This is a genomic window from Mycolicibacterium nivoides (genome assembly GCF_003855255.1).
GTDB classification, from domain to species: Bacteria; Actinomycetota; Actinomycetes; order Mycobacteriales; family Mycobacteriaceae; genus Mycobacterium; species Mycobacterium nivoides.
In genome coordinates this window covers 5,872,955-5,899,408 of record NZ_CP034072.1, presented here as the reverse complement: position 1 = coordinate 5,899,408, position 26,454 = coordinate 5,872,955, and the positions used below count along the sequence as shown (strand labels likewise).

Sequence of the window (26,454 nt, the reverse complement as noted above, 5' to 3'; positions counted from 1 at the left end):
GTACTCAAGGGGTGTGGTGGGAAGACTCCGGTTTTGCTCGCCGACGCGCCGCCTCGTGCGCCCTGCCGAGCAGGCTGACCACCAGCGCCCTAGTGCGCGCGCCTGGGTTGATGATCGAGATCCAGCCTTGTGCGCGATAGACCGGATGGGGCAGGACCGTGTCGACGGCGGTGAAGTCGACGGCGGTCGACTCGGCGCGGGGATCTGCGCCGATGACTTCGATGAAGGTGCTCCGCCCGACGTGGATGTTCAGCCGCCACCGGCCAGGCTGGTCGAGGTCGCAGGACGTATCGTCGGGATAGTTCTTCGTGACGATGGTGGCGTAGGGCTGTTCGCGTTGTGGCACTTGACCGTTGGGCGCGAAGTAGAAGAAGTGGTCGCCCCATGCGATCTCGGGGAACTCGCTGTCCGCCGTCGGCGCCAGTTCGAGGACACCGTCGAATCGTCGGATCGTCTCCAGTATCTGGTCCATACTCATGGTTGAAGTGTGCGGTTGAAGGGCTTATGGAGGGTTTGAGGCGTGGTCGTGATGGTCGTGCGGCGAGCATGCTGACCGTCTCGGCGGTAGCGACGGCGACCGGCTATTCGGTCCAGCAGATTCGTGACTTGGAGCGTCGCGGGGTCATCGCATCAGCGGTCCGGGCCGACAACGGGTACCGACAGTTCTCCGCGACCGCGATCCACGACCTACGTGCGTATCGCGATCTGGCCCACGCAGTGGGTCCGGTCGAGGCCCGCCGGACCATGCACGCAATCCGCGCGTTGCCTGCCGGGGAGGCGGCAACCCTGGTGTGCTCGTTGCACATCGGGCTCAACGGAGAGCGTGAGCAGGCACTCGTCGCGCGTCGAGCGCTGGAGGCCATCCAGGGCGAGACCGAGACCGAGGCTGCCCCCCGTGGAAGCCGACGCGATGACCATCACCGAACTGTCCCGGGCGCTCGGCGTTCGTACCTCCACTCTCCGTTTCTGGGAGAAGGAGGGGCTGGTGAAGCCGCAGCGCATCACCAACCGGACCGGATCGACCAGGCGCTATCAGCTTGAGGCCATCCGCGAGGCGCGGATCACGGCAGCCTTGCGCGCTGCCGGCTATCGCATCCCCGAGGTTCGGCGGGCGGTCGTGGCGATCCGGGACCTCGACGATGTGAACCGCTCGCTCGAGGCGCTCGACACGCGGTTGGACTCCATCACCGAACGCAGCCTGTCGCTCCTGCGCGCCGCATCGACGTTGGCTCAGATCATCCAGCCTGCCTAGCGGAGGGAGCGCCGATCGCGACCGAAACCGACTAGGTGTCAGCCCTTTCGGCCTCATACTTCTGCGCCATGTGCGTGATCGCGTCGGTCTGGGTCTCGGCCAGCTCGTCGCGCACCTGCCAGGCGCGCGCCGCGGCATCCACCCCGGTGGCCCTGCGGCACCTGCACACCGCGGGATCGGTCAGCCTGCGCCAACTGCCCAGTGTGCCCGCGTCGGCCCCTCCTATGTCGAGCAGTTTCTGCATCGGGCCGGCCTGCAATCGTGCAATGCGTTCACCTTCCCGATGGGCAGGGCCGCGCACGGGCTGCTCGGAGTCTTCGATCCTGACCCGGATGCGGTCGACGCGCGGGATGCCTCCGCGCTGCGGTTGCTGTGCCGGCGCCTGCGCGGCCTGGCGCGCCCGCTGCTGCCTGCCTCCCGGACCGAGCCGCTCGCGCAGCCGTCGCAACGGCAACGCGATGTCGTCAAGACGCTGTGCCTGACTGAGAGGACACCGTCAAGAAGTACGTGAGCCTGGCGCTGGCGACGACGGGCTGCCGGTCACGTACCGAGCTTGCGGTCCTTGCGGCCACGCCCTGAGATCCTCCTGAACTCTTCATGAATCGCGCGATTGCTGCCATTGGCCGGTCAATTTCTGCCAGCGGAATTAACCGTCTTGAGCAGCGTGTTGTGGAAGTCAGACCGGGTAGGAATCCCCCGAACCGGTGGAGAGACGTCCGAACCGCGACTCCCACGCCACGGCTCGAACGCCCAGAACGAAGGGCTTCGACATGAAGAAGTTTGGTTTCGCCGGCATGATCGCCACTGGTTTCGCCGCCGCCATCGTCGGCCTGGCAGCTCCGGCGCAAGCTGACATCACCCATCACCAGTGGGTGCACGACATTCAGCAGCACGCCAGCACCGGTGTCGTCACACCGATAGTCGGCAACGGCCGCTGATACACGACACAAGCGAGGGGCGCCCATCCCGGGCGCCCCTCGCTTGTCGTCGGCGGCGAACCGCCGGAACGTAGGGTGGCGGAATGACGACCACCCACCGACTTGCTGTGATCCCGGGCGACGGCATCGGTAAGGAAGTGGTCCCCGAGGGGCTCAAGGTTCTGGAGTCTGCGGCGGCGGCCTTCGGCTTCGCCATCGACTATGAGCAGTTCGATTACGCGTGCGCGGAGTACTACACCGACACCGGCGCCATGCTGCCCGACGGATGGTTCGAGGAGCTGAGCCGGTTCGATGCGGTCTACTTCGGCGCCGTCGGCTGGCCCGACGTTGTGCCCGACCATGTTTCGCTGTGGGGCAGCCTCCTGCAGTTTCGCCGGCACTTCGACCAGTATGTGAACCTACGTCCGGTCAAATTGATGCCCGGAGTGAAGAGTCCGCTGGCCGGGCGAGGGCCCGGCGACGTCGACTTCGTCGTCGTACGGGAGAACACCGAGGGCGAGTACTCGAGCATCGGCGGCAAGATGTTCGAGGGCACGGACCGCGAGACGGTGGTGCAGGAGACGGTGATGACCCGGGTCGGCGTCGACCGGATCCTGAAGTACGCCTTCGAGCTTGCTCAACGTCGACCCGAGAAGCACCTGACCTCGGCGACGAAGAGCAACGGTATCTCCATCACGATGCCGTACTGGGACGAGCGCGTCGAGCGGATGGGTGAGCGGTTCCCGGACATCGCGGTGGACAAGTTCCACATCGATATCCTCGCCGCGAATTTCGTTATGCACCCTGACTGGTTCGACGTCGTCGTCGCGAGCAACCTCTTCGGTGACATCCTCTCGGACCTGGGCCCCGCGTGCTCCGGCACCATCGGCATCGCCCCCAGCGGAAACATCAACCCGGAACGGCGATTTCCGAGTCTGTTCGAGCCGGTTCACGGTTCTGCACCCGACATCGCCGGACGCGGAATCGCCAATCCCATCGGTCAGATATGGAGCGCGTCGTTGATGCTCGACCACCTGGGTGAACGTGATGCCGCAGCAGCGATACTCAAAGCTGTCGAGGATGTCCTGGCCCGTGGAGGAGACATCCTGACTCCTGACATGGGCGGAACCGCGACGACAAGCACGCTTGGGACTGCGGTCCGTGACCAGCTACAGTCGAATATCTCTGCTTCGTAGGTCTCGGACGATCCGTTATGTGTCAGGCCGACATCTTGCAGAGGAAGTCGGGCCCTCCGACGTAGACGATCCCGGACGGGTACGGTGCCGACGCTGCGCGGGCGATCGTCGTCGCCAATTCCCGGTCTGACATCATCTCGCCGGACACCACGGTGAAATCGATTCCCCGTCGGTCGAACTCGGAACGCATCGCATACAGCGCGGTCTCACCGGCCCGCTTGCTCGCGGCGATCGGTCCGTAACCCTTCGGCACGGCCTTGTTGGGGAAGAAGTGCGCCTGATGACTGGTGACGAACACGATCTGACCGCCCGCCGGCATCAGCGGCAGGGCCAGCGTGGCGAGCCGGCGCTGCGCGTCGCGGTTCAACCGCATCGCGTAGCCCGGATCGGTTCCGAGGTCCAGCCCGGTTGATGCATTGAGCACCAGGACGTCCAAGCGGCCGAACTCGCGGCCCACCCGTTCGATCATCGCGGCGGCGGCAGCCTCGTCGGAAATGTCGGCCCCGAGCGTGGAGGCACGACCGCCCGCACGGCGGATGGCGTCGACGACCGTGTTGGCGCGTTTGGCCTTCTCGCGGTAGTTGACCACGACGTGGGTGTCCGGACCGGCGAGCTGCTGGGCGACGTCGGCGCCGATACCCCGCGATGCGCCGGTGACAAGAGCGATCCGGGTGGCTGCTGCAGGCTGCATGTCGGGTTCCTTCCGTCACTGCCGAGGCGGTTGGTCGGGATGACCTGAGAGAACACGATGGTTATGCCGTGCCACGACCGCCCTGAGCACCCACCGTACCCCAACTCTAAGAAAAATAAGACCCCTCTAAGGTCACGATAAGGGCTAGGTCATGTCGCAGCCGGGTTGCTGAGCGGATGGGCTTAACCTGACTTCATGACGGCCCAACGCGTGCCCGGTGGAGTGGTGCACAAGTTGCCGGGGGACCTGCGCGAAGCCTTGATCGGCAATTCCACGGCGCTGGCCGCATGGCAGGACATCACGCCGCTCGCGCGCAACGAGTTCATCTGCTGGGTCGAGGACGCCAAGCAGCAGGCGACGCGCGAGCGACGGATCCGTCGGACGCAGGAGGAACTGGAAGAAGGTCAGCGGCGGCCGTGCTGCTGGCCCGGGTGCAAGCACCGCGAGCGCACCGGCAAGTAGCCGCCGCGGCCGGCACTACCGAATCGACAACCCGGTGATGGCCCGGGAGATCACCAGTCGCTGAATCTCGCTGGTGCCCTCGAAGATCGTGAAGATCTTGGCGTCGCGGTGCATCCGCTCGACCGGGTAGTCGCGGGTGTAGCCGTTTCCGCCGAGGATCTGAATCGCCTCGTCGGTCACATACACCGCGGTCTCACTGGCCACCAGCTTGGCCATCGAACCCTCGGCGTTGTCGAAGGGCTGGTTGTTGCGCGCCATCCAGCCGGCCCGCCACACCAGCAACCGGGCGGCGTCGATGCGGCTCTTCATGTCGGCGAGTTTGAACGCGACGGCCTGGAACTCGCCGATCTTGCGGCCGAATTGCTCTCGCTGGCACGCGTAGTCGAGGGCGTACTCGTAGGCGGCACGAGCCACGCCGACCGCCATGGCGCCGACCGAGGGCCGGGTGCGCTCGAAGGTCTTCATCGCGGCCTGACCGCCCGCCGAGGCCCCCGACTTCACCCGGGCGATGCGGTCCTCGAACTTCTCGCGTCCGCCCAGGATCAGGTCCTCGGACAGCCGGACGTTGTCCAGCACGACCTCTGCGGTGTGCGAGGCCCGGATGCCGTGCTTCTTGAACTTCTGTCCCTGGGTCAGACCGTGGGTGCCCGGGGGGATGATGAACGTGGCCTGGCCGCGGGAGCCGAGCTCCGGATACACCGAGGCCACCACGATGTGGACGTTGGCGATACCGCCGTTGGTGGCCCAGGTCTTGGTGCCGTTGAGCACCCACTCGCGGGTGGCCTCGTCGAAGCGAGCCCGGGTGCGGATGGCGCCGACGTCGGACCCGGCGTCCGGCTCGGACGAACAGAAGGCGCCGAGCTGGGGTTCGTCGGCTGTGCCGAACATCGGCAGCAGCCAGGTGCCGATCTGTTCGGGAGTTCCGTTGCCCGCCAAGGCTGCTGCCGCCAGACCGGTACCGAGGATTGACAGCGCGATGCCCGCGTCACCCCAGAACAGCTCCTCGAACACGGTCAGCATGCCGAGGCCGGTGGGCTCGGCGGTCTGCTGGGCGAACAACTCAGGGGAGTACAGCCCGACCTTGGCGGCCTCCTGAATGACCGGCCAGGGCGTTTCCTCGCGCTCGTCCCATTCGGCGGCCGCGGGACGCACGACGTCGGCGGCGAACTGGTGCACCCAGTCGCGGACCTCGATCACGTCTTCGCTCAGTTGCATGGAGAACGTCACGGTTGACTCCTGAAATATGTTGGCGGTCAGTTTTTTTGAGAGCGGTGTTGCTTGATCGTGCTGACGGTCTGGATGACCCAGGCCTCGAAGAAACGTTCGTGGTCGACGTTGCCCGGCAAGCGTCCGGTCAGCGCCTGCAATGTCGCGGCATAGGACAACCCGGCGATCGCGACCGCCGCGGTGGCCTCGGGATCGGGGATCTGGGTACGGCCTGAGCGATTGGACGCAGCCAGTTCATCGGCGAACCGTTGATAGGCGTTGTCGGTGATGACCTGCCAGGTCTTCTCGTCGAGCTCCCCGAGTTCATCGGGTTCGCGCAACATGACGCGCAGCAGTTCCTCGCTCTGGGTGAGGTTGGTCCAGATCAGTTGTCCGGCGCTGCGAACAGCTTCTTCGACGGTCTTGGGATTGCCTGCGTCGTACTGCTCGCGGGCGCTCACGATCGCATCGATGCGGTGCGTGACCGCGGACTCCAGCAGTTCTCGTTTGGAGCCGAAATGCTTGTACAACGCGCCCGACCCCGGCGCCAGGCCGGCTGCCTGCTGGATATGGGCCACCGATGTCGCGGCATACCCCTTCGCGGCGAACAGCTTCAACGCTGTGGCCAAGAGTCGGTCCCGTCCGGTTGACACGGTGAGAGAGTACTCACTCACCATTTTGGGCTGCAAACTGACCCCACCCGTCCGTCGGATCGATAGGTTGACCTGGACTGTGTCGGTCTGACGGGGAGGACGGGATGATGGCGATGCTGACACGAAACGACAAGATTTTGTGCGGCACCTATGCGGTGATCGCAGTGGTAGCGCTCGTCGCGACCTGGTGGAACAACATCGGCTACTTCACCACCGAAAGCACCAGCCTGATCGACTTCTTCCGGAGTGGCTATGCCAACTACGGGTCGTCTTCACTGACCAACGATCTGCTGCTGTTCGGGCTGGCGGCGTTCGTGTTCATGGTTGTCGAGGCGCGCCGGATCGGAATCCCGAAAGTATGGATCTACATCGTCCTGAGCGCGGTCATCGCTGTGAGCGTGGCGTTCCCACTGTTTCTGATCCGGCGGCAATTGGTGCTGGCGGATCGGCGGGTGTTGCAGCCAAGTCGCGACGGAAATTTGTAAAACCGCCGTCGCTGTCAAACCAGCGCGGTCATATTGATCCACTCCCTCTAGGGCGCTGAGCGGCGAATCTTCCGACGTACAAATGCGGTTGGGTTGGAGCCGCCGGACGCCGGCGCATATTGCCACTCGTCGGTACAGCTCGTGGGCGGTGTCGAGCGCCCTCTGAGAGTTCGTGAAGTCGTATGTCGGCCGCATGCGGGCGAGAACGTGACCAGGCGGCTGCGGCGGGGCAGTCCGCTGTGGATCGTCGTGGGCGGGCCTCGGCGTGGGGTGTGAGTGTCTGCGGAGACGGCTGTCCACAGGCGGCACCCGGGCCTGGTGGCCATCTCGCGTCGCGGGCCACCGGAGGCCGGCCCCCGGGTCTGTGCAGTCGCAGCAACCAACGAGGCGCTGCGCCCGTGTTAGCCAGAACGTGACGGTCGGGGACTATCTACCGGTCGCCGCCCGCGCCGGCGGGAAATCACAAATTTGCCCAATTCGCATTGTCCAAAAATGGGAAACGCGTCGCCGGTTTTGAATTGAATTTGGGCGGTAATTTACGCCGCCGTACGTATATGGACTTCGCTGTGAAGCTGTGCGGAACAGGCTGATGGGGCGGCGCATGACATGGTTTACTCTTCAACGACCAAGCTGACTCCGTGAGGTGTCATGCGTATTCGCTGCACCTGTGCCGGGTGGGTGATAGTGGAGGAGATCTACGATTTTTCGGTTGTTGAAGCGGTTATGGATTCCGTTACTCGCGGTCGTGGTGATCTCCGCCGCGGGATTTACCGTTTCGCGCCTGCACACCATCTTTGGCAGTGACAAGCGTGCTACGTACGCCGACACCCAGGTCAATGATACGAAGCCATTCGACCCAAAAAAGCTGACGTACGAGGTATTCGGGCCGCCGGGAACGGTGGCGAATATCAGCTATTTCGATGTGAATGCCGACCCGCAATTCATAAAGAAAGTCAGCCTGCCTTGGATTCTGGAATTCGATATCACAAAGACCACCGCCGTTGGAAGCGTCATGGCGCAAGGAGACAGTAATAATATCGGCTGCCGCATTACCGTCGACAATGAGGTCAAGGCTGAGAAGTCTTCGAATCAGATAAATGCCTTCACCTCTTGCCTGCTGAAGGCTGCATGAGCGATAAAAACATGGATACAGACCAACAACGCAGGCCGCGACTGGCTTCGGTGATTCGCCGGTTCTCGCCCCTGATCATCCTGGGGTGGGTGGCGATCACGGTGCTGGTGACTGTGGCCGTCCCTCCACTCGAGGTGGTCGAGCGCGACCATTCGGTGTCGCTCAGCCCACCGGATGCGCCGGCGGTCAAGGCGATGACCCGTATGGGCGAGTTGTTCCAGGAGTCCAATTCGGAGAGCGTGGCAGTCATCGTCCTCGAGGGCGAGGAGCCCCTCGGCGACGAAGCTCACAGGTACTACGACAGCCTCGTCAGTCAGCTGAAGCAAGACCCCGAGCACATCCAGCACATCCAGGATTTCTGGGGTGATCCTCTCACCGCCGGTGCCGCGCAGAGCGCCGACGGCAAAGCCGCTTACGTGCAGTTGAACCTGCACGGAAGTTTCGGACAGGCCGCGGCGAACGAATCGGTGCAGGCGGTCCAGGATGTAGTCAAGCGCACGGAAGCGCCGCCCGGGATCACGACATATGTCACCGGTCCGGCCGCGATCGTCGCCGACATGGGCCAGAGCGGGAACCGCACGGTCATCCTCATCACGCTCGTCAGCATCGGGGTGATCTTCCTGATGCTGCTCCTGCTCTACCGATCGTTCATCACCGTCATCATCCTGCTGTTCACCGTCGGCATCGAGCTGCAGGTGGCCCGCGGGTGCGTCGCCTTTCTCGGCCTGCACGGGCTAGTCGGCCTCACCACCTACGTGGTCAATCTGCTTGTCTCGGTGGGCATTGCGGCCGGAACCGACTACGCGATCTTCTTCACCGGTCGATATCAGGAGGCCAGGCAATCCGGTGAGGATCGAGAGGCGGCGTACTTCACCACCTACCGAAGCGTCGCCAAAGTCGTCCTCGCCTCCGGCGTGACGATCGCGGGAGCGATCGCCTGCCTCAGTTTTACGCGGCTGCCGTACTTCCAGCCGCTCGGAGTCCCTGGCGCAGTGGGCATTTTGATAGCGGTGGCGGTCGCGCTGACGCTGGTGCCGGCCTGTATCGCGGCGGGCAGCCGGTTCGGCATCTTCGATCCCAAGCGCCCGGTCGTCACCCGCCGTTGGCGGCGCATCGGTACCGCCGTCGTCCGGTGGCCGGCCCCGATCCTGCTCGCCACCCTCGCGGTGGCCCTCATCGGGTTGCTGACGCTGCCGGGGTACAACCCGAGTTATAGCGACCAGAAATACATTCCGCAGGACATTCCGGCAAACCAAGGGTTCGCGGCGGCCTCTCGCCATTTCCCGGAATCGAAGATGACGACGCCCGATCTCTTGTTGGTCGAGGCCGATCATGATATGCGGAATCCAACCGATCTGCTGATCTTGAACAAGCTGGCCAAGGCGGTGTTCGCGGTTCCCGGAATTGCCAATGTGCAATCCATAACGCGGCCGGAGGGAACTCAGATCGAGCATTCTTCGATCCCGTTCATGCTGAGTATGTCCAATGCCAGCCAGCGCCTCTCCCTGCCGTTCCAGAAGGAACGTATGGAGGATCTGGTCAAACAGGCCGACGATATGTCGACGACGATCAGCCTCATGCAGCGGATGTACGAACTGATGCAGCAGATGGTCGGGACCACTCACCGCATGGTCGGTACCACCCATGAACTGCAGTCCGATATGGGTGAATTGCGCGACCATATGGCGGATTTCGACGATTTCTGGAGACCGCTGCGCAATTACCTCTATTGGGAGCCGCATTGCTTTGATATTCCGCTCTGCTGGTCGATCAGATCGATATTCGACGGGCTCGACGGTATCGACGAGGTGACCACCAAAATGCAGGGATTGGTCAAGGAACTCGACCAATTGGACCTGCTCATGCCTCAGATGCTGCTGCAGTTCCCGCAGATGATCGCCACCATGCAGAGCACGCGAACCATGATGCTGACGATGCACAGCACGATGTCGGGGCTCTTTACCCAGATGGATGAATCCAGCGACAACTCCACCGCAATGGGAAAGGCTTTCGACGCGTCGAACAACGACGACTCGTTCTATCTGCCGCCGGATGTCCTGGAGAACAAGGACTTCCAGCGCATCATGAAGATCTTCCTTTCCCCGGACGGGAAAGCCGCGCGCATGCTGATCACTCAACGCAGCGATCCTGCGACGCCGGAAGGCATTTCCCGGGTCGAGCCGATGCGGATCGCGGCTGAGGAGGCTCTCAAGGGCACCCCGCTGGAGAGTTCCAAGCTCTACCTGGCCGGTACCGCGGCAGGGGTGAAGGACCTGGTGGACGGATCGAAGATCGATCTTCTGATCGCGGGTGTCACCGCCCTGGCCCTCATCTTCCTGATCATGGTGCTGATGACGCGTAGCTTTGTCGCCGCGCTGGTCATCGTGGGTACGGTCGCGCTGTCTCTGGGGGCGTCCTTCGGCCTGTCCGTGTTGGTGTGGCAGTACATCCTCGGGATCCAGATCAACTGGGTGGTACTGGCGATGTCCGTCATCGTCCTTCTGGCGGTGGGCTCGGACTACAACTTGCTGCTGGTTTCTCGGATGAAGGAAGAGATCCACGCGGGCATCAACACCGGCATCATCCGGGCGATGGCGGGGACCGGCAAGGTTGTGACGGCCGCGGGTCTGGTGTTCGCGGCCACGATGGCGTCGATGATCGTCAGTGACCTGCTCACGATCGGTCAGGTGGGCACCACGATCGGCCTCGGATTGCTGTTCGACACGCTGATCGTGCGCGCGTTCATGACCCCGTCGATCGCAGCGCTTCTGGGCCGCTGGTTCTGGTGGCCCCAGCAGGTGCGTCCGCGTCCGGCCAGTGCGATGCTGCGGCCGATGGGTCCGCGTCCGCTGGTGCGCAACTTGATGTTGAGGGATTAGCGGCGGCTGCATGACTGAGAACACTCGGCGGCCGTTTATCGCGCGCACCGTACGGACGCTGTCGCCGCTCATCATCGTGGGTTGGCTGGCTGTCACTTTGATCTTGACGCTGGCATCGGTCGGCGGGGACTGGTCGGCTGCGATCCCTTCACTCGAGCGGGTCGCGGAGAAGAACGCCGTGTCCCTGATGCCCAAGGACGCGCCCTCGGCGCAGGCGATGAAACGCATCGGTCACAACTTCGGGGAGTCCGACTCGGACAGTTCCGCGATGATCGTGCTCGAGGGACAAGAACCCCTGGGCGATGAGGCGCATCGCTACTACAGCGAGTTGATTCGTGCGCTGAGAAGCGATCCGAAGCATGTCGAGCACGTGCAGGATCTGTGGGGCGATCGCCTGACCGCGTCGAGCGTGACAAGCCCCGACGGCAAGGCCACCTACGTCCAGCTCAACCTCGCGGGGGACCAGGGCACACCGCAGGGCGACGAATCGGTGGCCGCCGTGCGCGACATCGTCGACCGGTCGTCACCGCCGTCAGGTGTGGAAGTATTCGTAACTGGCGCTGCGCCTTTGGCTTCCGATATGCAGCACAGCGGAAACCGGTCGATTCTGAAGATCACCGCGGTAACCGTCGTGATCATCTTCATCCTGCTCTACATGGTCTATCGGTCGGTCGTCACGGTGATCCTGCTGCTCACCATGGTGGGCATCGAGTTGGCGGCGGCCAGGGCCATAGTCGCCTTTCTGGGCGCCAACGAAGTCTTCGTGCTCTCCACGTTCGCCGTGAACATGCTCGTCTTCCTCGCCATCGCGGCCGGAACCGATTACGGCATCTTCTTTTTCGGCCGATATCAGGAGGCGCGTCAGGCCGGTGAAGACCGGGAGCAGGCGTACTACAGCATGTATCGCGGGGTCACGCCGGTGGTGCTGGCCTCCGGTCTGACGATCGCCGGAGCGATCTTGTGCCTGACCTTCACCCGGCTGCCGTACTTCGAGACCATGGGTATCCCGTGCGCGATCGGTATGGCCGCGGCGGTCGCGGTCGCGGTCACGCTGGTGCCGGCCGGGATCGCGCTCGCCAGTCGGTTCGGATTGCTGGAACCCAAACGCACGTTGCGGGTTCGGCGGTGGCGTGGAATCGGTACCGCGGTCGTCCGGTGGCCGCTGCCGATCCTGATCGCGTCGCTGGCGGCAGCGTTCGTCGGCCTCCTCGCGCTGCCCGGGTACACGACGAGCTACAACGACCGGCGTTACATTCCCGGGGACATCCCGGCCAACATGGGTTTCACTGCCGCGGAACGCCACTTCTCCCAGTCGCGGATGACACCGGAGGTCCTCATGGTCGAGACCGACCGTGACCTCCGGAACCCAGCGGACTTCATCGTGCTGAACCGATTGGCCAAGGCAATATTCAAGGTGCGCGGCATTTCTCGAGTTCAAGGCATCACCCGGCCCGAGGGCACCCCTATCGACCACACCTCCATCCCGTTCATGCTCAGCCTGCAGAGCGCGGGCCAGGTCCAGGCCACGGAGTTCCAGAAGGCTCGCATCGACGACATGGTCAGGCAGGCTGCCGACATGCAGGTGATGATCGACACCATGCAACACACGTACGACGTGATGCAAAAGATGGCCGCCACCACGCACAACATGGTTCAGCGAACCCACGAAGTCTACGAAGTCGCTCGAGATCTCCGCGGCAGTATCGCCATCTTCGACGACATGTTCCGACCGATCCGCAATTACTTCTATTGGGAGCCACACTGTTTCGACATCCCGATCTGCTGGTCGCTGAGGTCGATCTTCGACGCCATGGACGGTGTGGACAAGCTCGACGACAGTTTGCAGGTCATGGTGGAGAACATGGACGAGCTGGACTCGATCATGCCGAAGCTGCTGGTCCAGTTCCCGAAGATGATCGCGATCATGAAGACCATGCGCGTGAGCACCTTGACGATGCACACCACCATGTCGGGGTTGATGGCTCAGATGGACGAGACGAGCAAGGACGCCGCCGTCATGGGGCAGACCTTCGACGCCGCGAAAAACGATGATTCGTTCTTTCTTCCGCCGGAAGTGTTTCAGAACCCGGACTTTCAGAAAGCGATGAAATCGTTCCTGTCTCCCGACGGACGATCGGTGCGGTACATCATTTCCCACAACGGCGACCCGCAGTCACCGGAGGGAATCCAACGCGTCGAGCAGATCCGGACGGCGGCGGAGGAGGCACTGAAGGGCACCCCGCTGGCGAGCGGCAAGATCTACATCGCCGGCGCCGCGGCGACCGCGAAGGACTGGCAGGACGGCTCCAAGTACGACCTGTGGATCGCCGGGATCGCCGCGATCTGCCTGGTCTTCCTCATCATGCTGTTCATCACCCGAAGTTTCATCGCGGCCTTGGTCATCGTCGGGACGGTGGTGCTGTCGCTGGGTGCGTCGTTCGGGCTCTCAGTGCTGCTCTGGCAGTACATCCTTGGAATCCATCTGCACTGGATGGTGCTGGCGATGTCGGTGATCATCTTGCTGGCGGTGGGATCGGACTACAACCTGCTACTCGTGTCGCGGATGAAAGAGGAGATCGGCGCCGGCATCAACACCGGCATCATCCGAGCGATGGGCGGCACCGGCAAGGTCGTCACCACCGCGGGCATCGTGTTCGCGTGCACCATGGCGGCGATGGCGGTCAGCGATCTGCAGATCATCGGTCAGATCGGCACGACCATCGGCCTCGGTCTGTTGTTCGACACGATGATTGTGCGGTCCTTCATGACACCGTCGATCGCTGCCCTGCTGGGGCGTTGGTTCTGGTGGCCGCAGCGGGTGCGTCCGCGTCCGGCCAGTGCCATGCTGCGTCCGCATGGGCCACGTCCCGCGGTCCGCTCACTGCTGGGCCAGGGCCTCCCCAAAGACACGGTGACACAGCCGATCAGGATGTCTGACTAGCCGCCGTCGGCCGGATCGTCAGCGGGGCAGCAGCTTTCATCTCAAGGTGTTGCGCAGAAACGAGATTGGGCGCCGGCTGATGGCCGGCGCCCGATCCCTCTGCTGTGCTTGGGTCAGTACTTGACGCAGCTGGTCAGCATCTGTTTGAACACGGGCAGGGCTTGGTCCGCGCCCTGGTTGTTCTTGATCTGATTCAGCAGATTCACCCTTTCGTCCTTCGGGGAGCTCAGGAAGACCCGTAGGAACTGCAGGTTGGGCGGCGATTGGTCCAGGTACTGCGCGGCCATCGGATTCTCGGCGTGCACCGCTGCGATCGCCTGATCGTAGGTGCAGGGCGAGTCGACCAACGGCCCGAGATCAGGCTCGGCCGACGAGAGACCGGCTCCTGCACTGAGCAGCAGGCCGGCGCCGGCCACGGCGACCGCGAGCCTGGCAAGTGGAAGTTTCTTCATTGGTTCCCCTCCTGGTGACTGTGGCTCAAACTCGGGTAGTCAGGCGACGACCCGGGGCCGTGCGGCCTCGTCGAGGTATTTACCACTAACTCATCAATACCAAACTTTATGCCGGACGCCCACCTCCAATTTCCGGTTTTGCTTCCGCGGTGTTACACCCCATTCAGGGGCGGCATTGCGGCAATATTTCCCGATAGTCCGGGCGATTGCGTCTTTCCCAGCGCAGCCGTCGTCGGAGAGTTCTCGATATGGTTGCTGGAGCAGTGTGAAAAAGATTTCACAACCGATCCAGGGTGTTGCCTAGCCGACGGCCACCGATGGGGGTGCGGACCGCCAGCCGATGGGCGGAGAGCAACAAGGAGCCTGCACGATACGACGCGCCGGGTGCGCCCTCGTGTCGGAGAACCGATGGAAATCAGCAGGTTAGGTCCGATCTCCGATGCTGGAAGGTCGCTCCCCGAAAGTGGGTGCGCGACGGGTGTTCCTGTCATGGCAAACGGTCGGAGGAGGGCGGCCACGACGGTGGCCACTTGTGATCCCGATCGGGTCGCAGGCCAGCCAATAAACGTGAATACTCCGTGCCGTCGAATTGCTGATGGGGCTGTTCAGGGCGCACATTTTGCAGTCGAGTCAAATAGAGCGATTCTCACCGATAAGCCTTGTATTCAACATCGAAGCAGGGCTAACCTCTGTGCCGCAGTGGCTTTCGTGCGTTTGGTTGGATACGTACGGTCGGGAAGATTCGGAGACGGGGAAACATGATGGTCGGTGCTGCGCTGAAATTGCCGAAGTTGTTGCTCGAGTTAAGTAATTCGTTCTCGTACTCGGTATTGAGCTCGGAGGCGTGTTCATGATCGCGCCGGACGAGCGCACGCAGGAACCTGGCCGCCCGATCGTGCTGTTCGTGCTCGGCATGGGACGGTCCGGGACCTCGGCACTGACCCGGGTTCTCTCGCTGTGCGGGGCTGCCCTGCCCGGCGGGATGATGGGAGCCGACAGTGGAAATGAGCGCGGCTATTGGGAGCCCCGGGCCGGGCTTTATCTGAACGAGAAGTTCCTATACCGCCACGGCAGCAGCTACTTCGACCCGACTCTGCGTCTCCAGGAAGAAGGCGGGTTGAGTTCCGAAGAGACCGCGGATTTCACTGCCAAGATCCGGGACTATCTGCAGACGTTGCCCGCCGCGCGGGTAGTGGTGGTGAAGGTGCTGCACATCTCGGTTCTGGCGCGAATGTGGTTCGACGCAGCCCACCAGGCCGGATATGACATCGCGGCGGTGCTGGCCGTGCGCGATCCACAGGAAGTCATCGGATCGCTGGCCAAGCTGATGGATGCCTCACCGCAGCTGACGAGCGCCCTGTGGCTGAAGTACAACCTGTTGGCCGAACGTGAGACCCGTGGACTGCCGCGGGTATTCGTCGACTACTCGAACTTTCTCGACGACTGGAGCCGGGAGATCAAACGCATCTCCCACACTCTCGGTGTGGACCTGGATACCGGCGACCGGGCCGCCGTGGAGAAGTTCCTGGCGAAAGACATGCGTCACCAACGCCAGCGGGGCCCGATCATCGAACCGTTCGGGACCGATTGGTTGTCCGCGGCCTACGAGGCCCTGGTCTCTGCGGCACGCGACGAACCGTGGGAGGAATCCTCCTTGGACCGTGTCTTCGACGGGTTCCGGGCCAGTGAGCACGGGTTCCGCACGGCCATAGAGGATTTCCAGGGCCAGTTCAATCGCCGGTACCGGTTCTCCCGGGCCTTCATCAAGCCGTTGTTCGAAGGCGTCGCCCTCGTACACGGGCGTCGGGGAACCTGGGCCTGAGCCGCCTCTACTTGCGCCGAAGCAGTTCCAGCAGGTAGTCGCCGTACCCGGACTTGGGGAGTTCCTTGGCGCGGGCCGCCAGCTGATCGTCGTCGATGAACCCGGCCCGCCAAGCGATCTCCTCGGGAACACCGATTTTCAGCCCCTGGCGGCGTTCGATGGTGCGAACGAAATCGCTGGCGTCGAGAAGGGAGTCGAAGGTGCCGGTATCGAGCCAGGCCGTCCCGCGGGCCAGCACCTCCACCGACAGCTGCCCCTGGTTCAGGTAGATCTGGTTGATCTCGGTGATCTCGTATTCGCCGCGCGCAGACTTGCGCAGAGAACGGGCCATCTCGATGACGTCATTGTCATAGAAGTACAAACCGGGAACCGCATAGTGAGATTTTGGCGTGGCCGGCTTCTCCTCGAGCGACAGGGCGATGCCACCCTCGCCGAACTCGACCACGCCGTAGGCGGACGGATTGGCCACCCAGTACGCGAAAATAGCTCCACCGCTGACGTTCTGGAATCGGCGCAGGCTGGTGCCCAGGCCCGGGCCGTAGAAGACATTGTCGCCGAGGGCCAGCGCCACCGTGTCGGTGCCGATGTGCTGGGCTCCGATCTTGAACGCCTGCGCGAGTCCCTCGGGTTCACGCTGGACGGCGTAGGTCAGGCTCACCCCGAATGCCGATCCGTCGCCCAGGAGTCGCTCGAACGCCGACGCGTCGGCCGGTGTGGTGATCACCAGGATGTCGCGAATACCGGCCATGATCAACGTGGACAACGGGTAATAGACGAGTGGTTTGTCGTATACCGGAAGCAACTGCTTGCTCACACCCATCGTGATCGGATGCAGTCGTGTGCCGGAACCACCGGCGAGAATAATTCCGCGCATGCGTGCCCCTACACCTCGAAAACAAAGGAATCGATGAGATCGGTTGCCGCGGCGACGTTTTCTGGATTGTCATCGGGCAACACACGGGCCACCTTATCGTGCCAGCAGAGCAATCGCGACGAAATGGTTTGCGATGAAATCGGACTACGCCGGAATGTTGACGACGTCATGGGTGGAGCAGCGGGGCTCTGCGCAGGTCGCCCCAACCGTCAGCGTGAGTCCACGTGAATGCTCACACCGGCAAAGTGGCGTTGGCAACCACGTAGGTGGCGACCCTCAGAATTTGCCAGTGCGAATATCGCACGGGAATGTTCCGTGCCACGGCCCATGATCCGGATGTTTGTCGATTAGCGAAATCTGTCGTACGAAATGACATTTTTTCAGACGACTACCCTAAAAGTCGTTGACGGCGTGGACTATTCGGCGATGAAGCCGCCAATCGTCGTGTGTGTCTACTAGTGTCCAACCGGTGGGGGTCGCAGCACTGTCATGAGAATCGCACTGTCGAGCTATGGAACGCGCGGGGACATCGAGCCCTCCCTGGCGGTCGGACGCGAGCTGGTGCGCCGGGGACACGAAGTGCGGATGGCGGTGCCCCCGGACCTGGTGGGTTTCGTCGAGGCCGCGGGGCTGCCGGCGGTCGGCTATGGGTTGGAGGTGGAGCCGCAGCTGGACGGCTACCGCGACCTGTGGACCACGTGGGCGCGACACTTCTGGCGGGTTCAGGATCTGGTAGTGCTGTGCCGGGAGGCCCTCAAGATGGTCACCGAGCAGTGGGCTGAACTGAGCCGGACCCTCATGGCATTCGCCGACGGTGCCGACGTGCTGACCACTGCCGTGGGATACGAGCAGCCGGCGGCCAACGTCGCCGAGTACTACGGGATTCCCTTGGTCGCGCTGCACACCATGCCGTGGCGGCCCAACGGACGGCTGTTTCCGGTCGTGCCGCCGCCGGTGGGCCGCACCGCCATGACGGCCTACGACTGGCTGGCCTGGCGGCTGACCAAGCACCACGAGGATGCGCAGCGGCGTGAACTCGGTCTGCCGAGGTCGACTGGCCCGTCGCCGCGGCGGATGGCCGAGCGGGGTGCGTTGGAGATCCAGGCCTACGACGAGGTCTGCGTTCCGGGGCTGGCGGCCGAGTGGTCGAAGCTGAATGGACGACGTCCGTTCGTCGGCGCACTCACCATGGAGTTGTCCACTCGTGCCGATGAGGAGGTGACCGCGTGGATGGCTGCCGGGCCGCCACCGATCTGCTTCGCATTCGGCAGCATTCCCGTTGAGTCCCCGGCGGATACGGTGGCGATGATCAGCGCGGCCTGTGCGGAACTCGGGCAGCGGGGGCTGATCTGCGCGGGCGGCACCGACCTGACCGCCATCCCGGTGTCCGACCACGTGAAGGTCGTCGGCGTGGTGAACTATGCGGACGTCTTTCGGCTCAGCAGAGCCGTCGTGCACCATGGCGGCTCGGGTACCACGGCTGCGAGCCTGCGCGCGGGCGTTCCCACCCTCATTCTCTGGTCGGTGGGCGATCAGCCGGTGTGGGGCAATCAGCTCAAGAGACTGAAAGTCGGCACCGCACGGAGATTTTCGGCAACCACAGGCGAATCGTTGGTAGCGGATCTGCGCCGCATCCTGACCCCGGCATATGCGGCCAGGGCGCGCGACCTGGCACGACGGATGACCTCACCGTCCGACAGCGTCGCAAAAGCCGCGGATCTCCTCGAGCGCTTCGCCGGAGCGTGACGCCTGGAAGTCTCGCCGATCTCGGCGGACCGCCGGGCGGCGAACAGCTAACTCCTGATATTCGGAAGTGACTGCCGCCGGCGTCAATTAAACCGATGCTGTCCGGAACTCCGCTCTGCCCGTTTCGGCATTTGCGGTGCAGATCATCGAGCCGATTCGGCGGTGGAGTCCGCGGTCTTGTTCACCGTCCCGGTGGGCCAAAGGGGCTGGCTTGCGACGTGTTGAGGAGAAGGCTCGATGGCGAGTTCGGGTGGGTCTTTCTTTGCCAGTTTGGCCGCAGCCGGGTATCCCCCCACATGGTGGGCGGGAATCCCGAAGCGATCGAATTCGCGTCTTTTGCATTGCCTCGACGAACTATTCATCGATTTGCCAAAGTGCCAGATTTCCAAGGACATTGGTCCTATCTGAAATGCACTGGAGACGCTGTCGGGAGGCTAGGCTCATGGCCTGACCAGCAACCGAGTAAGGGGGCAGTTTTTTGACCGTGACGGATCACGACACCCGATCTGCATACCTGGACCTGCTCCGCCAGGACCTCACCAGATACGGGGTCGACGAATTGGTGCCGGTTGGCTGGAACTGGTTGCACCGCCCAGTTTTCAAGATCGGCAATCTGATGCTTGTCCGCAAGCGGCCCTTCGATCGCCACAAACGCGATCTGGGTCTGGATTGGCCTGCGGAAGCGCTGACGATGATCGGCATGACGCGGCTGACGAGTTTGCAGCACTGCGTCGAGACGGTGATCGCCGAGGACATCCCCGGTGATCTGGTCGAATGCGGGGTCTGGCGCGGTGGCGCCTCGATTTTGATGCGCGCGGTACTCGCGGCGTACGGCGATGAGAGCCGTTCGGTGTGGCTTGCCGACTCGTTCGAAGGTGTGCCGCCGCCGGATGCCGCCAACTACAAGGCGGACAAAGGGGACCGGCTGCATCTGGCGGCGCCCATCCTGGCGGTGTCGGAGAAGGACGTCAGGGCGAACTTCGCCCGCTATGGGTTGCTGGATGACAAGGTTCGCATCCTCCCCGGCTGGTTCAAGGACACCTTGCACGATGCGCCGATCGAACGCATCGCGGTGTTGAGGCTCGATGGCGACCTCTACGAATCGACGATCCAGGCGCTCGACGGACTCTACTCGCGGCTTACTCCGGGTGGCTTCTGCATCATCGACGACTATCACGCGATCGAGGGGTGCCGGAAGGCAGTGACGGATTATCGTGCGAGGCACGGAATCTCTGCCGAGATAGTCGACATCGACGGCACCGGGGTGCTCTGGCGCAAGGAATGAGCCCATCGCACCTGAAAGGCAGGGATTCGCAATGAAACTTGTCCTGGCCGCCTATGGAACACGCGGAGATCTCGAACCCTCGGTCGCTGCCGGCCGCGAGCTGATGCGCAGAGGGCATGACGTGCGGATGGCCGTTCCGCCCGATCTGGTCGGCTTCGCCGAGAGTGCGGGCCTGGTCGCGGTTCCGTACGGGCTGGACACCCAGGCCTGGCTGGGCGTGTACCGCGACTTCTGGACGTGCTTCTTCCACCGGTTCTGGCGGGTCGGCGAGCTCAGACGGTTGTGGCGCGAGATGTGGGATCTCAGCGATCGCTCATGGACCGAGATGAGCACGGCGCTGACGTCCCTGGCCGCGGGCGCCGATTTACTGTTCGCCGGTCAGAGCTATCAGGAGCCGGCGGCCAATGTGGCCGAGTATCACAACATTCCGTTCGCCACCCTGCACAACACCCCGGTGCGGGTCAACGGCAAGTTGCTCTCGAGGCTGCCGGGACCGCTGGCGCGGGCTGCGATGTGGGCCTACGACTGGTTGGGGTGGCGGCTGAACAAGAAGGTCGAGGACGCTCAGCGTCGTGAGTTGGGGCTGCCCAAGGCGACGGGGCCGGTGTCAGCGCGCATCGCCGCCCGCGGAGCGCTCGAAGTTCAGGCCTACGACGAGGTGTGTTTCCCGGGTTTGGCCGAGGAGTGGGCGCAGTGGCGTAGCGAACGTCCGTTCGTCGGCACGTTGACCATGGAACTGGCGACCGAGGCGGACCAGGAGATCGCATCGTGGGTCGCGGAGGGAACACCACCGATCTGCTTCGGTTTCGGCAGTATGCCGGTCGAATCTCCGTCTGCGACAGTTGAAATGATCGCGTCGGCATGCGCTGAGCTCGGGCAGCGCGCTTTGGTGTGTTCCGGATGGAGCGATTACAGCGACGTCCCGCGGTACGACCACGTGAAGGTCGTGGGCGCGGTCAACTACGCCGCGGTCTTTCCGGCCTGCCGTGCGGCCGTTCACCACGGCGGGGCGGGAACGCTGGCGGCCAGCCTGCGCGCGGGGGTGCCCACCTTGGTGCTGTGGATCGACGGCGTGCAGCCGGTGTGGGCGTCCCGCGTCAAACTGCTGAATGTCGGTGCAGTACGGAGCTTCTCCAGCACCACCCAAGACACATTGGTCGCGGATCTGGGCAAGGTCCTCGACCCCGCGTGCGCTGCCCGTGCGCGCAGCGTCGCCGCCCGGATGGTCCCGGCTGCCGAGAGCGTGGCGCGGACCGCCGACCTGATCGAGAGCTATGCACGTCAGAGGTGTTCGGCCTGAGCCCTACACACCGCCGCCGATGCGAACTGTCAACCAGCCAATTCCCTGAACACACTGTGAGTCAACATGTTTGAAGCATCCGAATCCAGACGGGCCGGGACCCGCCGTCACCGGTCCCGTATTCACCGCTGCCAGGGTGGTGCCCATGCCTGAACGGCTCAAACTCAGCACCCGAGTGTGGCTGAAGGCGGTACGCGCCGAATACTGGCTGGCGCGCAACCTGTTGCCCGAGGTCTATAGCAACGACGCGTTGATCTGCTTCAACAGCCACGCGTTCATGGACGATCCGGAGTTTCAGCGAGCATACGAACGGGGCGCGCGCGCACTCGGCGACATGGACTGGTACCAATGGCACTGGCGGGTGCACGTAGGTTTGTGGGCCGCAGGCAACGCCAGCAAGATCGAGGGTGACTTCGTCGAGTGTGGCGTCAGCTACGGCTTCCTGAGCAGCGCGGTGATGGAGCATCTCGACTGGGATCAGCTCGGGAAGACGTTCTATCTGCTCGACACCTTCGCCGGACTCGACCCGCGGTTCGTCACCGCTGAGGAGCGGGAGGCCGGCGCCTTGGAGAAGAGCGAAGAGCTCGTCCGTAACGGAATGTACGGCAGTTCGGTGGACGGTGTCCGGGCCAACTTCTCCCAGTGGCGCAACCAACGCATAGTCGTCGGTGCGGTGCCTGAGACGCTCGAACAGGTCGACTCGGACGCGGTGGCCTTCCTGCATCTCGACATGAACTGTGCCCCACCTGAAGTGGCGGCGCTTCGGCACTTCTGGCCGAGGCTGGCCCCGGGCGCCTTCGTCCTGCTGGACGACTACGCCAACCGTGGGCGCGATGAGCAGCGGATCGCGATGGACGAGGTGGCCGATGAGCTGGGCGTCTCGATCTGTTCCCTACCCACCGGTCAGGGATTGCTGATCAAGCCACCACGGCGGACGGATCGGCGCGACGAGCCGGGCAGCCACCCCGCCAAGATGACCCGGGGTTTCGGAGATGGGCAGACACCGGTCGCACGCCCGGCGAACAAGTGGCCGCTCAAGTTCCGGATCGCGTGGGCCGCACTGCGCACGGCGTACTGGATCCCGCGCAAGGTCTTGCCCGACGTGTACTCCGACGATGCCCTGATCTGCTTCAACAGCCATGCGTTCATGGAGGATCCGGCATTCCGGCGAGCCTACCAACGCGGTGTGCTCGCACTGGGTGGAAAGGACATCCACCACTGGCACTGGAGGGTGCATGTCGGACTGTGGGCGGCTGCCACCGCTAGCACCATCGAGGGCGATTTCGTCGAGTGCGGCGTCAGTCACGGCTTCCTGAGCAGTGCGGTGATGGAGTACCTGGACTGGGATCAGCTGGGGAAGATGTTCTACCTGCTGGACACCTTCGCCGGAATGGACCCGCGGTTCGTCACCGCGGGCGAGCGCGAAGCCGGCGCGCTGATCAAGAACCAGGCGGCGCTGGACTTCGGTATCTACGGCAGTTCGGTGGACAGCGTCCGGGCCAACTTCTCCCAGTGGCGCAACCAACGCATCGTCGTCGGCGCGGTGCCCGAGACGCTCGAGCAGGTCGAGGCGAAGTCCATCGCCTTCCTCCACATCGACATGAACTGTGCTCCACCAGAAGTCGCGACGCTGCGGTACTTCTGGCCGCGGTTGTCCCCTGGCGCCTTGGTGCTGCTCGACGATTACGCCAATCGTGGGCGGGATGATCAGCGGATCGCCATGGACGAAGTGGCGCATGAACTGGGGGTGCAGATATGCGCCCTGCCCACGGGCCAGGGCCTCCTCGTCAAGCCGCCGGAGCAGTTCAGGTCATCGTCGGTGGCTGCCGAGATGGCTGCCGAACACGCGGAATCCAGCCGCCCCGGCTGAGTCCTGGTGCCGTCAGCGTGCCCTTCGGCGGACGGCCTGCTCGTACAGGTCGGCAGCTTTGACGACACTGTCGCCTGGACTGGTCATCTGCGTGGCGAGTGATCGGGCCCGGGCCGCGTAGCCCGGGCTCAGGATGCGGCGCAGGTCCGTCTCCAACGTTTCGCGACTGGCACTCGAGATACGCCGTGCGGTACCGACTTTCAGGCGTTTGATCTGGTTTCCCCAGTACGGCTGATCGGCTGAGCTCCAGAGGATCAGCGTAGGCACCCCGGCCCGCAGACTGGCAGCCGTGGTTCCGGAGCCGCCGTGGTGCACGACTGCCCGGCAGGCGCCGAACACTTCTGCGTAGTTCACCGGCCCGACCACCTTCACGTGCTCGGGGATGGGGATGCCGCCGAAGTCGGTACCGCCCGCGCAGATCAACGCCCGCTCACCGAGGCTGGCGCAGGCGGAACTGATCATGTCGATCGTCGACGCGGGCGATTCAACCGGGATGCTGCCCGTGGCGAAGCAGATAGGTGGGGTTCCGCCCGTGATCCAGGACGCGACCGCGTCGTCAGCGTCTGTTGCGAGCCCCATCGTCAGTGCACCGACAAAAGGCCTGCGGCCGTTCAACTTCGACCACTCGGCCGCCAGCCCGGGAACACTGATCGCATCGTAGGCCTGGATCTCCAGGGCTCCGTGTTCCGCCATCCGCGTTGGTGAGGGCGCCGAGGCTGCGGACAGGCCGAGATCTCGGCGCTGCACATCTTCTGCCTTCTTGGTGGATCGCCACATCAGCCACTCTGACACCGCACTTGCCGAGCGGACCAGGGATGAGGGCAGTGCGGGGATCAACTGGCCGTTGGGTCGCATCGGGAAGTGGTGCAGCGCGACCAATGGGATGCCGTAGTACTCAGCGACATTGGCCGCCGGCTGCTCATAGTTCAGCCCCGTGGACAGCAGATCCGCTTCTCTCGCCAGTTGCGTCAGCGTGGCACTCGTCTCCTGCCAATGGCGAGCGATGGGTGCCCAGAGTTCGCGCAGGGAGCCGATCGGATTGCGTGGCAACCGAGTCCAAAAGTCCCGCAGGAAGTCCTCCTGCAGAAAGTCCGCCAATTCGGGCCCGTAGGAAACGGTTTCGAGGCCGGCCGCTTGAACGAACTCGACCAGGTCCGGAGGCACTGCCAGCGAGACGTCGTGGCCCCTGCGCCGAAGTTCGCGCCCGACGCTGACCGAGGGCTCGACGTCGCCACGAGTTCCGTAGCATGCCAGCGCAAATCTCATGCCGCCCTAGCCTTTCACTCGATATCTCGCGTAGTTGACCTTACCGCCCTTTGAGTTTGGGATAGTTAGCTTATGGACCTCAAAGATCGCGTGCGTGAGTCTCGTGACCGGATGATCAAGAATCAGAACGAGAAGCTCGCGCAGTATGTGCAAAAGTTCATCTACCCGTACGCCACCCGCAAGCTGGAGGCCGAGGATGTGGTGTTCCTCAACTACGGGTACGAAGAAGATCCGGCCATGGGCGTGCCGCTCTCGGACTCAGATGAACGCAATCGCTACTTCATCCAGCTATATCACGCCACCGCAACGCAAGTGGATATCCAGGGGAAACGGGTGCTCGAGGTCGGTTGTGGCCATGGTGGCGGTGCCTCTTACCTGGCGCGGACGTTGCATCCGGCGACCTACACCGGACTCGATCTGAACCCGTCGGCCATCGCGTTTTGCCAAAAGCGGCATAAATTAAAGGATCTCGACTTCGTCGAGGGTACCGCGGAAGATCTTCCCTTTGCCGACAACACCTTCGATGCGCTGATCAATGTTGAATCCTCGCATCTGTACCCGCAGTTCGAGAGGTTCCTCACCGAGGTCAGCCGCGTCCTGCGGCCGGGCGGGCACTTCCTCTACACGGATGCCCGTCTCCTCGGGGACATTCCAGCCTGGGAGGAGGCGCTCGCGGACGCGCCGTTGCGGTTGGTGTCCCAGCGGACTATCAGCGCCGACGTGGTCCGAGGAATGGAGAAGAGCATGCACCAGTGGCAGTACGTGATCGACCAGGTCGCACCACGGCCGCTGCGGGGTCTCACCCGCCGCTTCTCACCGGCTCGGAAGGCATGCGAGAGCCTGCGGCCGGGGGGAACCTCCGAGTATCGGATGTACTGCTTCCAGAACTCCGCAGCTCCATCGAATCACGGTGCATAGCCTCGCAATTAGCGTCCTCCTTGCGCATCCGACGTCGCCGTTCACGGGTTCTGGACTTTGCTCGCAGGTATGGTGAGTGCATGAGTCTGCTCGAGTCGATCGAACGTGGCCTGGATTGGCTGGCGACGCCCAAGCGCTTGCCCGGTCATCTCGAGATGGAGACGCAGCGTGGGAAGCGTGTCGAACTCGAAGTTGTCTCGCTGGCCATCCGAATGCCGGTCGGCGGGGGCGTCAAGCTGAAGCTGCCGGTGTTCGTCATGGTCGTGCCTGCCGGCTCGTCGGCGCTTCAGTCGTCCCAGGATCCCACCGAACAGAGCGACCGGTAGCCCCAGCTGTATTGCTATAGCTGCGCTGCCTGTCGCGGATTGTGGGCGGGGCGCGTCGCCGGCTTCTGCGTGCCCGCCTGCGCGCCCCGCCCCTGCATAGATGGCAATCGCACACCGCCCCTAGTGTCCGCCCCGTGGGCTGGGCGTTCTTCGCGGCTACCGAGTTTCAGTTAACCACTGTCGACGCTGCTCTCATTATCGATTCAATGTGTGGCGACTGATTATCGGTTTGCGTCCCAAATCCAATTATTTGCTGCGATTGCCATTGCGGGGATAATTCGAGTTTCGGGGTCGGTTGCCGGCCGGTGAGACCACACAAAATTCACAATCTCACTGAATACGCAATAACGTGACGCTTTCGTCAAAAGATCATGACCTCACAAAAGCACATGATGTTGAAAGAGCAGTTAACTGGTTAGCGTGACTAGTTAGAGTTCGCTGTGGCGGGTTGCTGGGTCGACTTGGATGAAACTGGGAACTGGGCGATGCGGGCTCCCGTATGTTTGCGATATCTTTGCGAAGTCACCGACCAGCCTGGAGAAACGTGAGTAATAACCCGTTCGACGACGACAGCGGCAGCTTCTATGTCTTGATCAATGACGAGGAGCAGCACAGCTTGTGGCCGAGCTTTGCCGAAGTGCCCGCAGGGTGGCGGACGGTCTATGGCGAAGCGAACCGTTCTGACTGCTTGGAGTTCATTGAGCAGAATTGGACGGATATCCGACCCAAGAGCCTGCGTGAGCGGTTGGCGCGCGACGGGTCTATTCAGCGCTAATCGTCA

Annotated in this window: 23 protein-coding genes and 3 pseudogenes; 18 read left to right on the top strand and 8 right to left on the bottom strand. The window is 63.2% G+C overall.

Annotation, left to right across the window (positions count from 1 at the left end):
* Nucleotides 1–4: 4 nt before the first annotated feature.
* Nucleotides 5–478, bottom strand: a complete 474-nt coding sequence (locus tag EH231_RS28790) for a DUF6194 family protein (protein WP_124713818.1) — start codon at nucleotides 476–478, stop codon at nucleotides 5–7.
* On the opposite strand from EH231_RS28790, the pseudogene EH231_RS34730 reads away from it, so the two are divergent.
* Both EH231_RS34730 and EH231_RS34490 read left to right on the top strand, forming a co-directional pair.
* Nucleotides 385–651, top strand: a pseudogene (locus EH231_RS34730) (hypothetical protein); the annotation flags it as partial. The gene EH231_RS28790 and the pseudogene EH231_RS34730 overlap by 94 nt on opposite strands.
* A gap of 244 nt (nucleotides 652–895) precedes the next feature.
* Nucleotides 896–1,252 (top strand): MerR family transcriptional regulator, encoded by a 357-nt coding sequence (locus EH231_RS34490; RefSeq protein ID WP_241177821.1) that lies wholly within the window; start codon nucleotides 896–898, stop codon nucleotides 1,250–1,252.
* A gap of 31 nt (nucleotides 1,253–1,283) precedes the next feature.
* Here EH231_RS34490 and EH231_RS28780 read toward each other — a convergent pair whose 3' ends face one another.
* Nucleotides 1,284–1,706, bottom strand: coding sequence for a hypothetical protein (locus EH231_RS28780; RefSeq protein ID WP_124713817.1), 423 nt, complete (start codon nucleotides 1,704–1,706; stop codon nucleotides 1,284–1,286).
* Between the two features lie 316 nt (nucleotides 1,707–2,022).
* Between EH231_RS28780 and EH231_RS34015 the strand changes: the two genes are divergently transcribed.
* Together EH231_RS34015 and EH231_RS28775 are read left to right on the top strand one after the other, a co-directional pair.
* Entirely contained in the window at nucleotides 2,023–2,190 is a 168-nt protein-coding gene (locus tag EH231_RS34015) for a hypothetical protein (protein ID WP_090424774.1), read from the top strand.
* An 83-nt stretch (nucleotides 2,191–2,273) separates the two neighbouring features.
* Nucleotides 2,274–3,365 (top strand): tartrate dehydrogenase, encoded by a 1,092-nt coding sequence (locus EH231_RS28775; protein WP_124713816.1) that lies wholly within the window; start codon nucleotides 2,274–2,276, stop codon nucleotides 3,363–3,365.
* A gap of 22 nt (nucleotides 3,366–3,387) precedes the next feature.
* On the opposite strand, the gene EH231_RS28770 is transcribed toward EH231_RS28775, so the two are convergent.
* A complete protein-coding gene (locus tag EH231_RS28770) occupies nucleotides 3,388–4,056 on the bottom strand; it encodes an SDR family oxidoreductase (protein ID WP_124713815.1) in 669 nt (222 codons plus the stop codon).
* 195 nt (nucleotides 4,057–4,251) lie between these two features.
* Here EH231_RS28770 and EH231_RS28765 point away from each other — a divergent pair, with 195 nt between their 5' ends.
* Nucleotides 4,252–4,518, top strand: a complete 267-nt coding sequence (locus EH231_RS28765; protein ID WP_090423936.1) for a YdeI/OmpD-associated family protein — start codon at nucleotides 4,252–4,254, stop codon at nucleotides 4,516–4,518.
* Between the two features lie 15 nt (nucleotides 4,519–4,533).
* Here the strand turns inward: EH231_RS28765 and EH231_RS28760 are convergent, their stop codons facing one another.
* Together EH231_RS28760 and EH231_RS28755 are read right to left on the bottom strand one after the other, a co-directional pair.
* Nucleotides 4,534–5,745, bottom strand: a complete 1,212-nt coding sequence (locus EH231_RS28760) for an acyl-CoA dehydrogenase family protein (protein WP_090423937.1) — start codon at nucleotides 5,743–5,745, stop codon at nucleotides 4,534–4,536.
* A 26-nt stretch (nucleotides 5,746–5,771) separates the two neighbouring features.
* On the bottom strand, nucleotides 5,772–6,401 hold the full coding sequence (locus tag EH231_RS28755; RefSeq protein WP_164481054.1) for a TetR/AcrR family transcriptional regulator: 630 nt from the start codon (nucleotides 6,399–6,401) through the stop codon (nucleotides 5,772–5,774).
* An 89-nt stretch (nucleotides 6,402–6,490) separates the two neighbouring features.
* On the opposite strand from EH231_RS28755, the gene EH231_RS28750 reads away from it, so the two are divergent.
* From EH231_RS28750 to EH231_RS28735, 4 genes are all read left to right on the top strand, one after another.
* Nucleotides 6,491–6,862 (top strand): DUF2834 domain-containing protein, encoded by a 372-nt coding sequence (locus EH231_RS28750; protein ID WP_234927374.1) that lies wholly within the window; start codon nucleotides 6,491–6,493, stop codon nucleotides 6,860–6,862.
* 712 nt (nucleotides 6,863–7,574) lie between these two features.
* The gene (locus EH231_RS28745; protein WP_090423938.1) at nucleotides 7,575–7,994 is read left to right on the top strand and encodes an MmpS family transport accessory protein; all 420 of its coding nucleotides are present in this window, start codon (nucleotides 7,575–7,577) and stop codon (nucleotides 7,992–7,994) included.
* Nucleotides 7,991–10,873, top strand: coding sequence for an MMPL/RND family transporter (locus EH231_RS28740; protein ID WP_124713814.1), 2,883 nt, complete (start codon nucleotides 7,991–7,993; stop codon nucleotides 10,871–10,873). Before EH231_RS28745 ends, EH231_RS28740 begins: the two co-directional genes overlap by 4 nt.
* Before the next feature lie 10 nt (nucleotides 10,874–10,883).
* On the top strand, nucleotides 10,884–13,814 hold the full coding sequence (locus EH231_RS28735) for an MMPL/RND family transporter (RefSeq protein ID WP_124713813.1): 2,931 nt from the start codon (nucleotides 10,884–10,886) through the stop codon (nucleotides 13,812–13,814).
* 113 nt (nucleotides 13,815–13,927) lie between these two features.
* Here EH231_RS28735 and EH231_RS28730 read toward each other — a convergent pair whose 3' ends face one another.
* The gene (locus tag EH231_RS28730; protein WP_090423941.1) at nucleotides 13,928–14,266 is read right to left on the bottom strand and encodes a hemophore-related protein; all 339 of its coding nucleotides are present in this window, start codon (nucleotides 14,264–14,266) and stop codon (nucleotides 13,928–13,930) included.
* A gap of 853 nt (nucleotides 14,267–15,119) precedes the next feature.
* Here EH231_RS28730 and EH231_RS28725 point away from each other — a divergent pair.
* Nucleotides 15,120–16,088: a sulfotransferase family protein gene (locus EH231_RS28725; protein WP_420891979.1), complete on the top strand. Its 969-nt coding sequence runs from the start codon at nucleotides 15,120–15,122 to the stop codon at nucleotides 16,086–16,088.
* A 7-nt stretch (nucleotides 16,089–16,095) separates the two neighbouring features.
* Here the strand turns inward: EH231_RS28725 and rfbA are convergent, their stop codons facing one another.
* Nucleotides 16,096–16,962, bottom strand: a complete 867-nt coding sequence (gene rfbA, locus EH231_RS28720) for a glucose-1-phosphate thymidylyltransferase RfbA (RefSeq protein ID WP_090423942.1) — start codon at nucleotides 16,960–16,962, stop codon at nucleotides 16,096–16,098.
* Nucleotides 16,963–17,451: 489 nt separating this feature from the next.
* Between rfbA and EH231_RS28715 the strand changes: the two genes are divergently transcribed.
* The 5 genes and pseudogenes from EH231_RS28715 to EH231_RS28695 form a co-directional block, all read left to right on the top strand.
* Nucleotides 17,452–18,708 (top strand): glycosyltransferase, encoded by a 1,257-nt coding sequence (locus EH231_RS28715; protein WP_124713811.1) that lies wholly within the window; start codon nucleotides 17,452–17,454, stop codon nucleotides 18,706–18,708.
* 484 nt (nucleotides 18,709–19,192) lie between these two features.
* Nucleotides 19,193–19,993 (top strand): TylF/MycF/NovP-related O-methyltransferase, encoded by an 801-nt coding sequence (locus EH231_RS28710; RefSeq protein ID WP_044515062.1) that lies wholly within the window; start codon nucleotides 19,193–19,195, stop codon nucleotides 19,991–19,993.
* 31 nt (nucleotides 19,994–20,024) lie between these two features.
* On the top strand, nucleotides 20,025–21,293 hold the full coding sequence (locus EH231_RS28705; protein WP_124713810.1) for a glycosyltransferase: 1,269 nt from the start codon (nucleotides 20,025–20,027) through the stop codon (nucleotides 21,291–21,293).
* Between the two features lie 145 nt (nucleotides 21,294–21,438).
* Nucleotides 21,439–22,224: pseudogene (locus tag EH231_RS28700) on the top strand (TylF/MycF/NovP-related O-methyltransferase); the annotation flags it as partial.
* A 42-nt stretch (nucleotides 22,225–22,266) separates the two neighbouring features.
* A pseudogene (locus EH231_RS28695) lies at nucleotides 22,267–23,094 on the top strand (class I SAM-dependent methyltransferase); the annotation flags it as partial.
* Nucleotides 23,095–23,175: 81 nt separating this feature from the next.
* Here the strand turns inward: EH231_RS28695 and EH231_RS28690 are convergent.
* A complete protein-coding gene (locus EH231_RS28690; protein ID WP_124713809.1) occupies nucleotides 23,176–24,429 on the bottom strand; it encodes a glycosyltransferase in 1,254 nt (417 codons plus the stop codon).
* A 111-nt stretch (nucleotides 24,430–24,540) separates the two neighbouring features.
* On the opposite strand from EH231_RS28690, the gene mtf2 reads away from it, so the two are divergent.
* The 3 genes from mtf2 (at nucleotide 24,541) to EH231_RS28675 (ending at nucleotide 26,448) form a co-directional block, all read left to right on the top strand.
* Complete coding sequence (gene mtf2 / locus EH231_RS28685) at nucleotides 24,541–25,347, top strand: fatty-acid O-methyltransferase Mtf2 (RefSeq protein ID WP_241178203.1); 807 nt, start codon at nucleotides 24,541–24,543, stop codon at nucleotides 25,345–25,347.
* A gap of 80 nt (nucleotides 25,348–25,427) precedes the next feature.
* Nucleotides 25,428–25,673, top strand: coding sequence for a hypothetical protein (locus EH231_RS28680; RefSeq protein ID WP_124713807.1), 246 nt, complete (start codon nucleotides 25,428–25,430; stop codon nucleotides 25,671–25,673).
* A 544-nt stretch (nucleotides 25,674–26,217) separates the two neighbouring features.
* Nucleotides 26,218–26,448, top strand: a complete 231-nt coding sequence (locus tag EH231_RS28675; protein WP_090423949.1) for an MbtH family protein — start codon at nucleotides 26,218–26,220, stop codon at nucleotides 26,446–26,448.
* Nucleotides 26,449–26,454 lie beyond the last annotated feature (6 nt).

What these genes read in the sequence shown, in the direction of transcription:
- EH231_RS28770 (WP_124713815.1), bottom strand. Translation starts at nt 4,056, where the DNA reads ATGCAGCCTGCAGCAGCCACCCGGATCGCTCTTGTCACCGGCGCATCG.
- EH231_RS28715 (WP_124713811.1), top strand. Translation starts at nt 17,452, where the DNA reads ATGAGAATCGCACTGTCGAGCTATGGAACGCGCGGGGACATCGAGCCC.
- EH231_RS28690 (WP_124713809.1), bottom strand. Translation starts at nt 24,429, where the DNA reads ATGAGATTTGCGCTGGCATGCTACGGAACTCGTGGCGACGTCGAGCCC.
- EH231_RS28765 (WP_090423936.1), top strand. Translation starts at nt 4,252, where the DNA reads ATGACGGCCCAACGCGTGCCCGGTGGAGTGGTGCACAAGTTGCCGGGG.
- EH231_RS28755 (WP_164481054.1), bottom strand. Translation starts at nt 6,401, where the DNA reads ATGGTGAGTGAGTACTCTCTCACCGTGTCAACCGGACGGGACCGACTC.
- EH231_RS28735 (WP_124713813.1), top strand. Translation starts at nt 10,884, where the DNA reads ATGACTGAGAACACTCGGCGGCCGTTTATCGCGCGCACCGTACGGACG.
- EH231_RS28740 (WP_124713814.1), top strand. Translation starts at nt 7,991, where the DNA reads ATGAGCGATAAAAACATGGATACAGACCAACAACGCAGGCCGCGACTG.
- EH231_RS28705 (WP_124713810.1), top strand. Translation starts at nt 20,025, where the DNA reads ATGAAACTTGTCCTGGCCGCCTATGGAACACGCGGAGATCTCGAACCC.
- EH231_RS28730 (WP_090423941.1), bottom strand. Translation starts at nt 14,266, where the DNA reads ATGAAGAAACTTCCACTTGCCAGGCTCGCGGTCGCCGTGGCCGGCGCC.
- EH231_RS28750 (WP_234927374.1), top strand. Translation starts at nt 6,491, where the DNA reads ATGCTGACACGAAACGACAAGATTTTGTGCGGCACCTATGCGGTGATC.
- EH231_RS28775 (WP_124713816.1), top strand. Translation starts at nt 2,274, where the DNA reads ATGACGACCACCCACCGACTTGCTGTGATCCCGGGCGACGGCATCGGT.
- mtf2 (WP_241178203.1), top strand. Translation starts at nt 24,541, where the DNA reads ATGATCAAGAATCAGAACGAGAAGCTCGCGCAGTATGTGCAAAAGTTC.
- EH231_RS34015 (WP_090424774.1), top strand. Translation starts at nt 2,023, where the DNA reads ATGAAGAAGTTTGGTTTCGCCGGCATGATCGCCACTGGTTTCGCCGCC.
- rfbA (WP_090423942.1), bottom strand. Translation starts at nt 16,962, where the DNA reads ATGCGCGGAATTATTCTCGCCGGTGGTTCCGGCACACGACTGCATCCG.
- EH231_RS28680 (WP_124713807.1), top strand. Translation starts at nt 25,428, where the DNA reads ATGAGTCTGCTCGAGTCGATCGAACGTGGCCTGGATTGGCTGGCGACG.
- EH231_RS28790 (WP_124713818.1), bottom strand. Translation starts at nt 478, where the DNA reads ATGAGTATGGACCAGATACTGGAGACGATCCGACGATTCGACGGTGTC.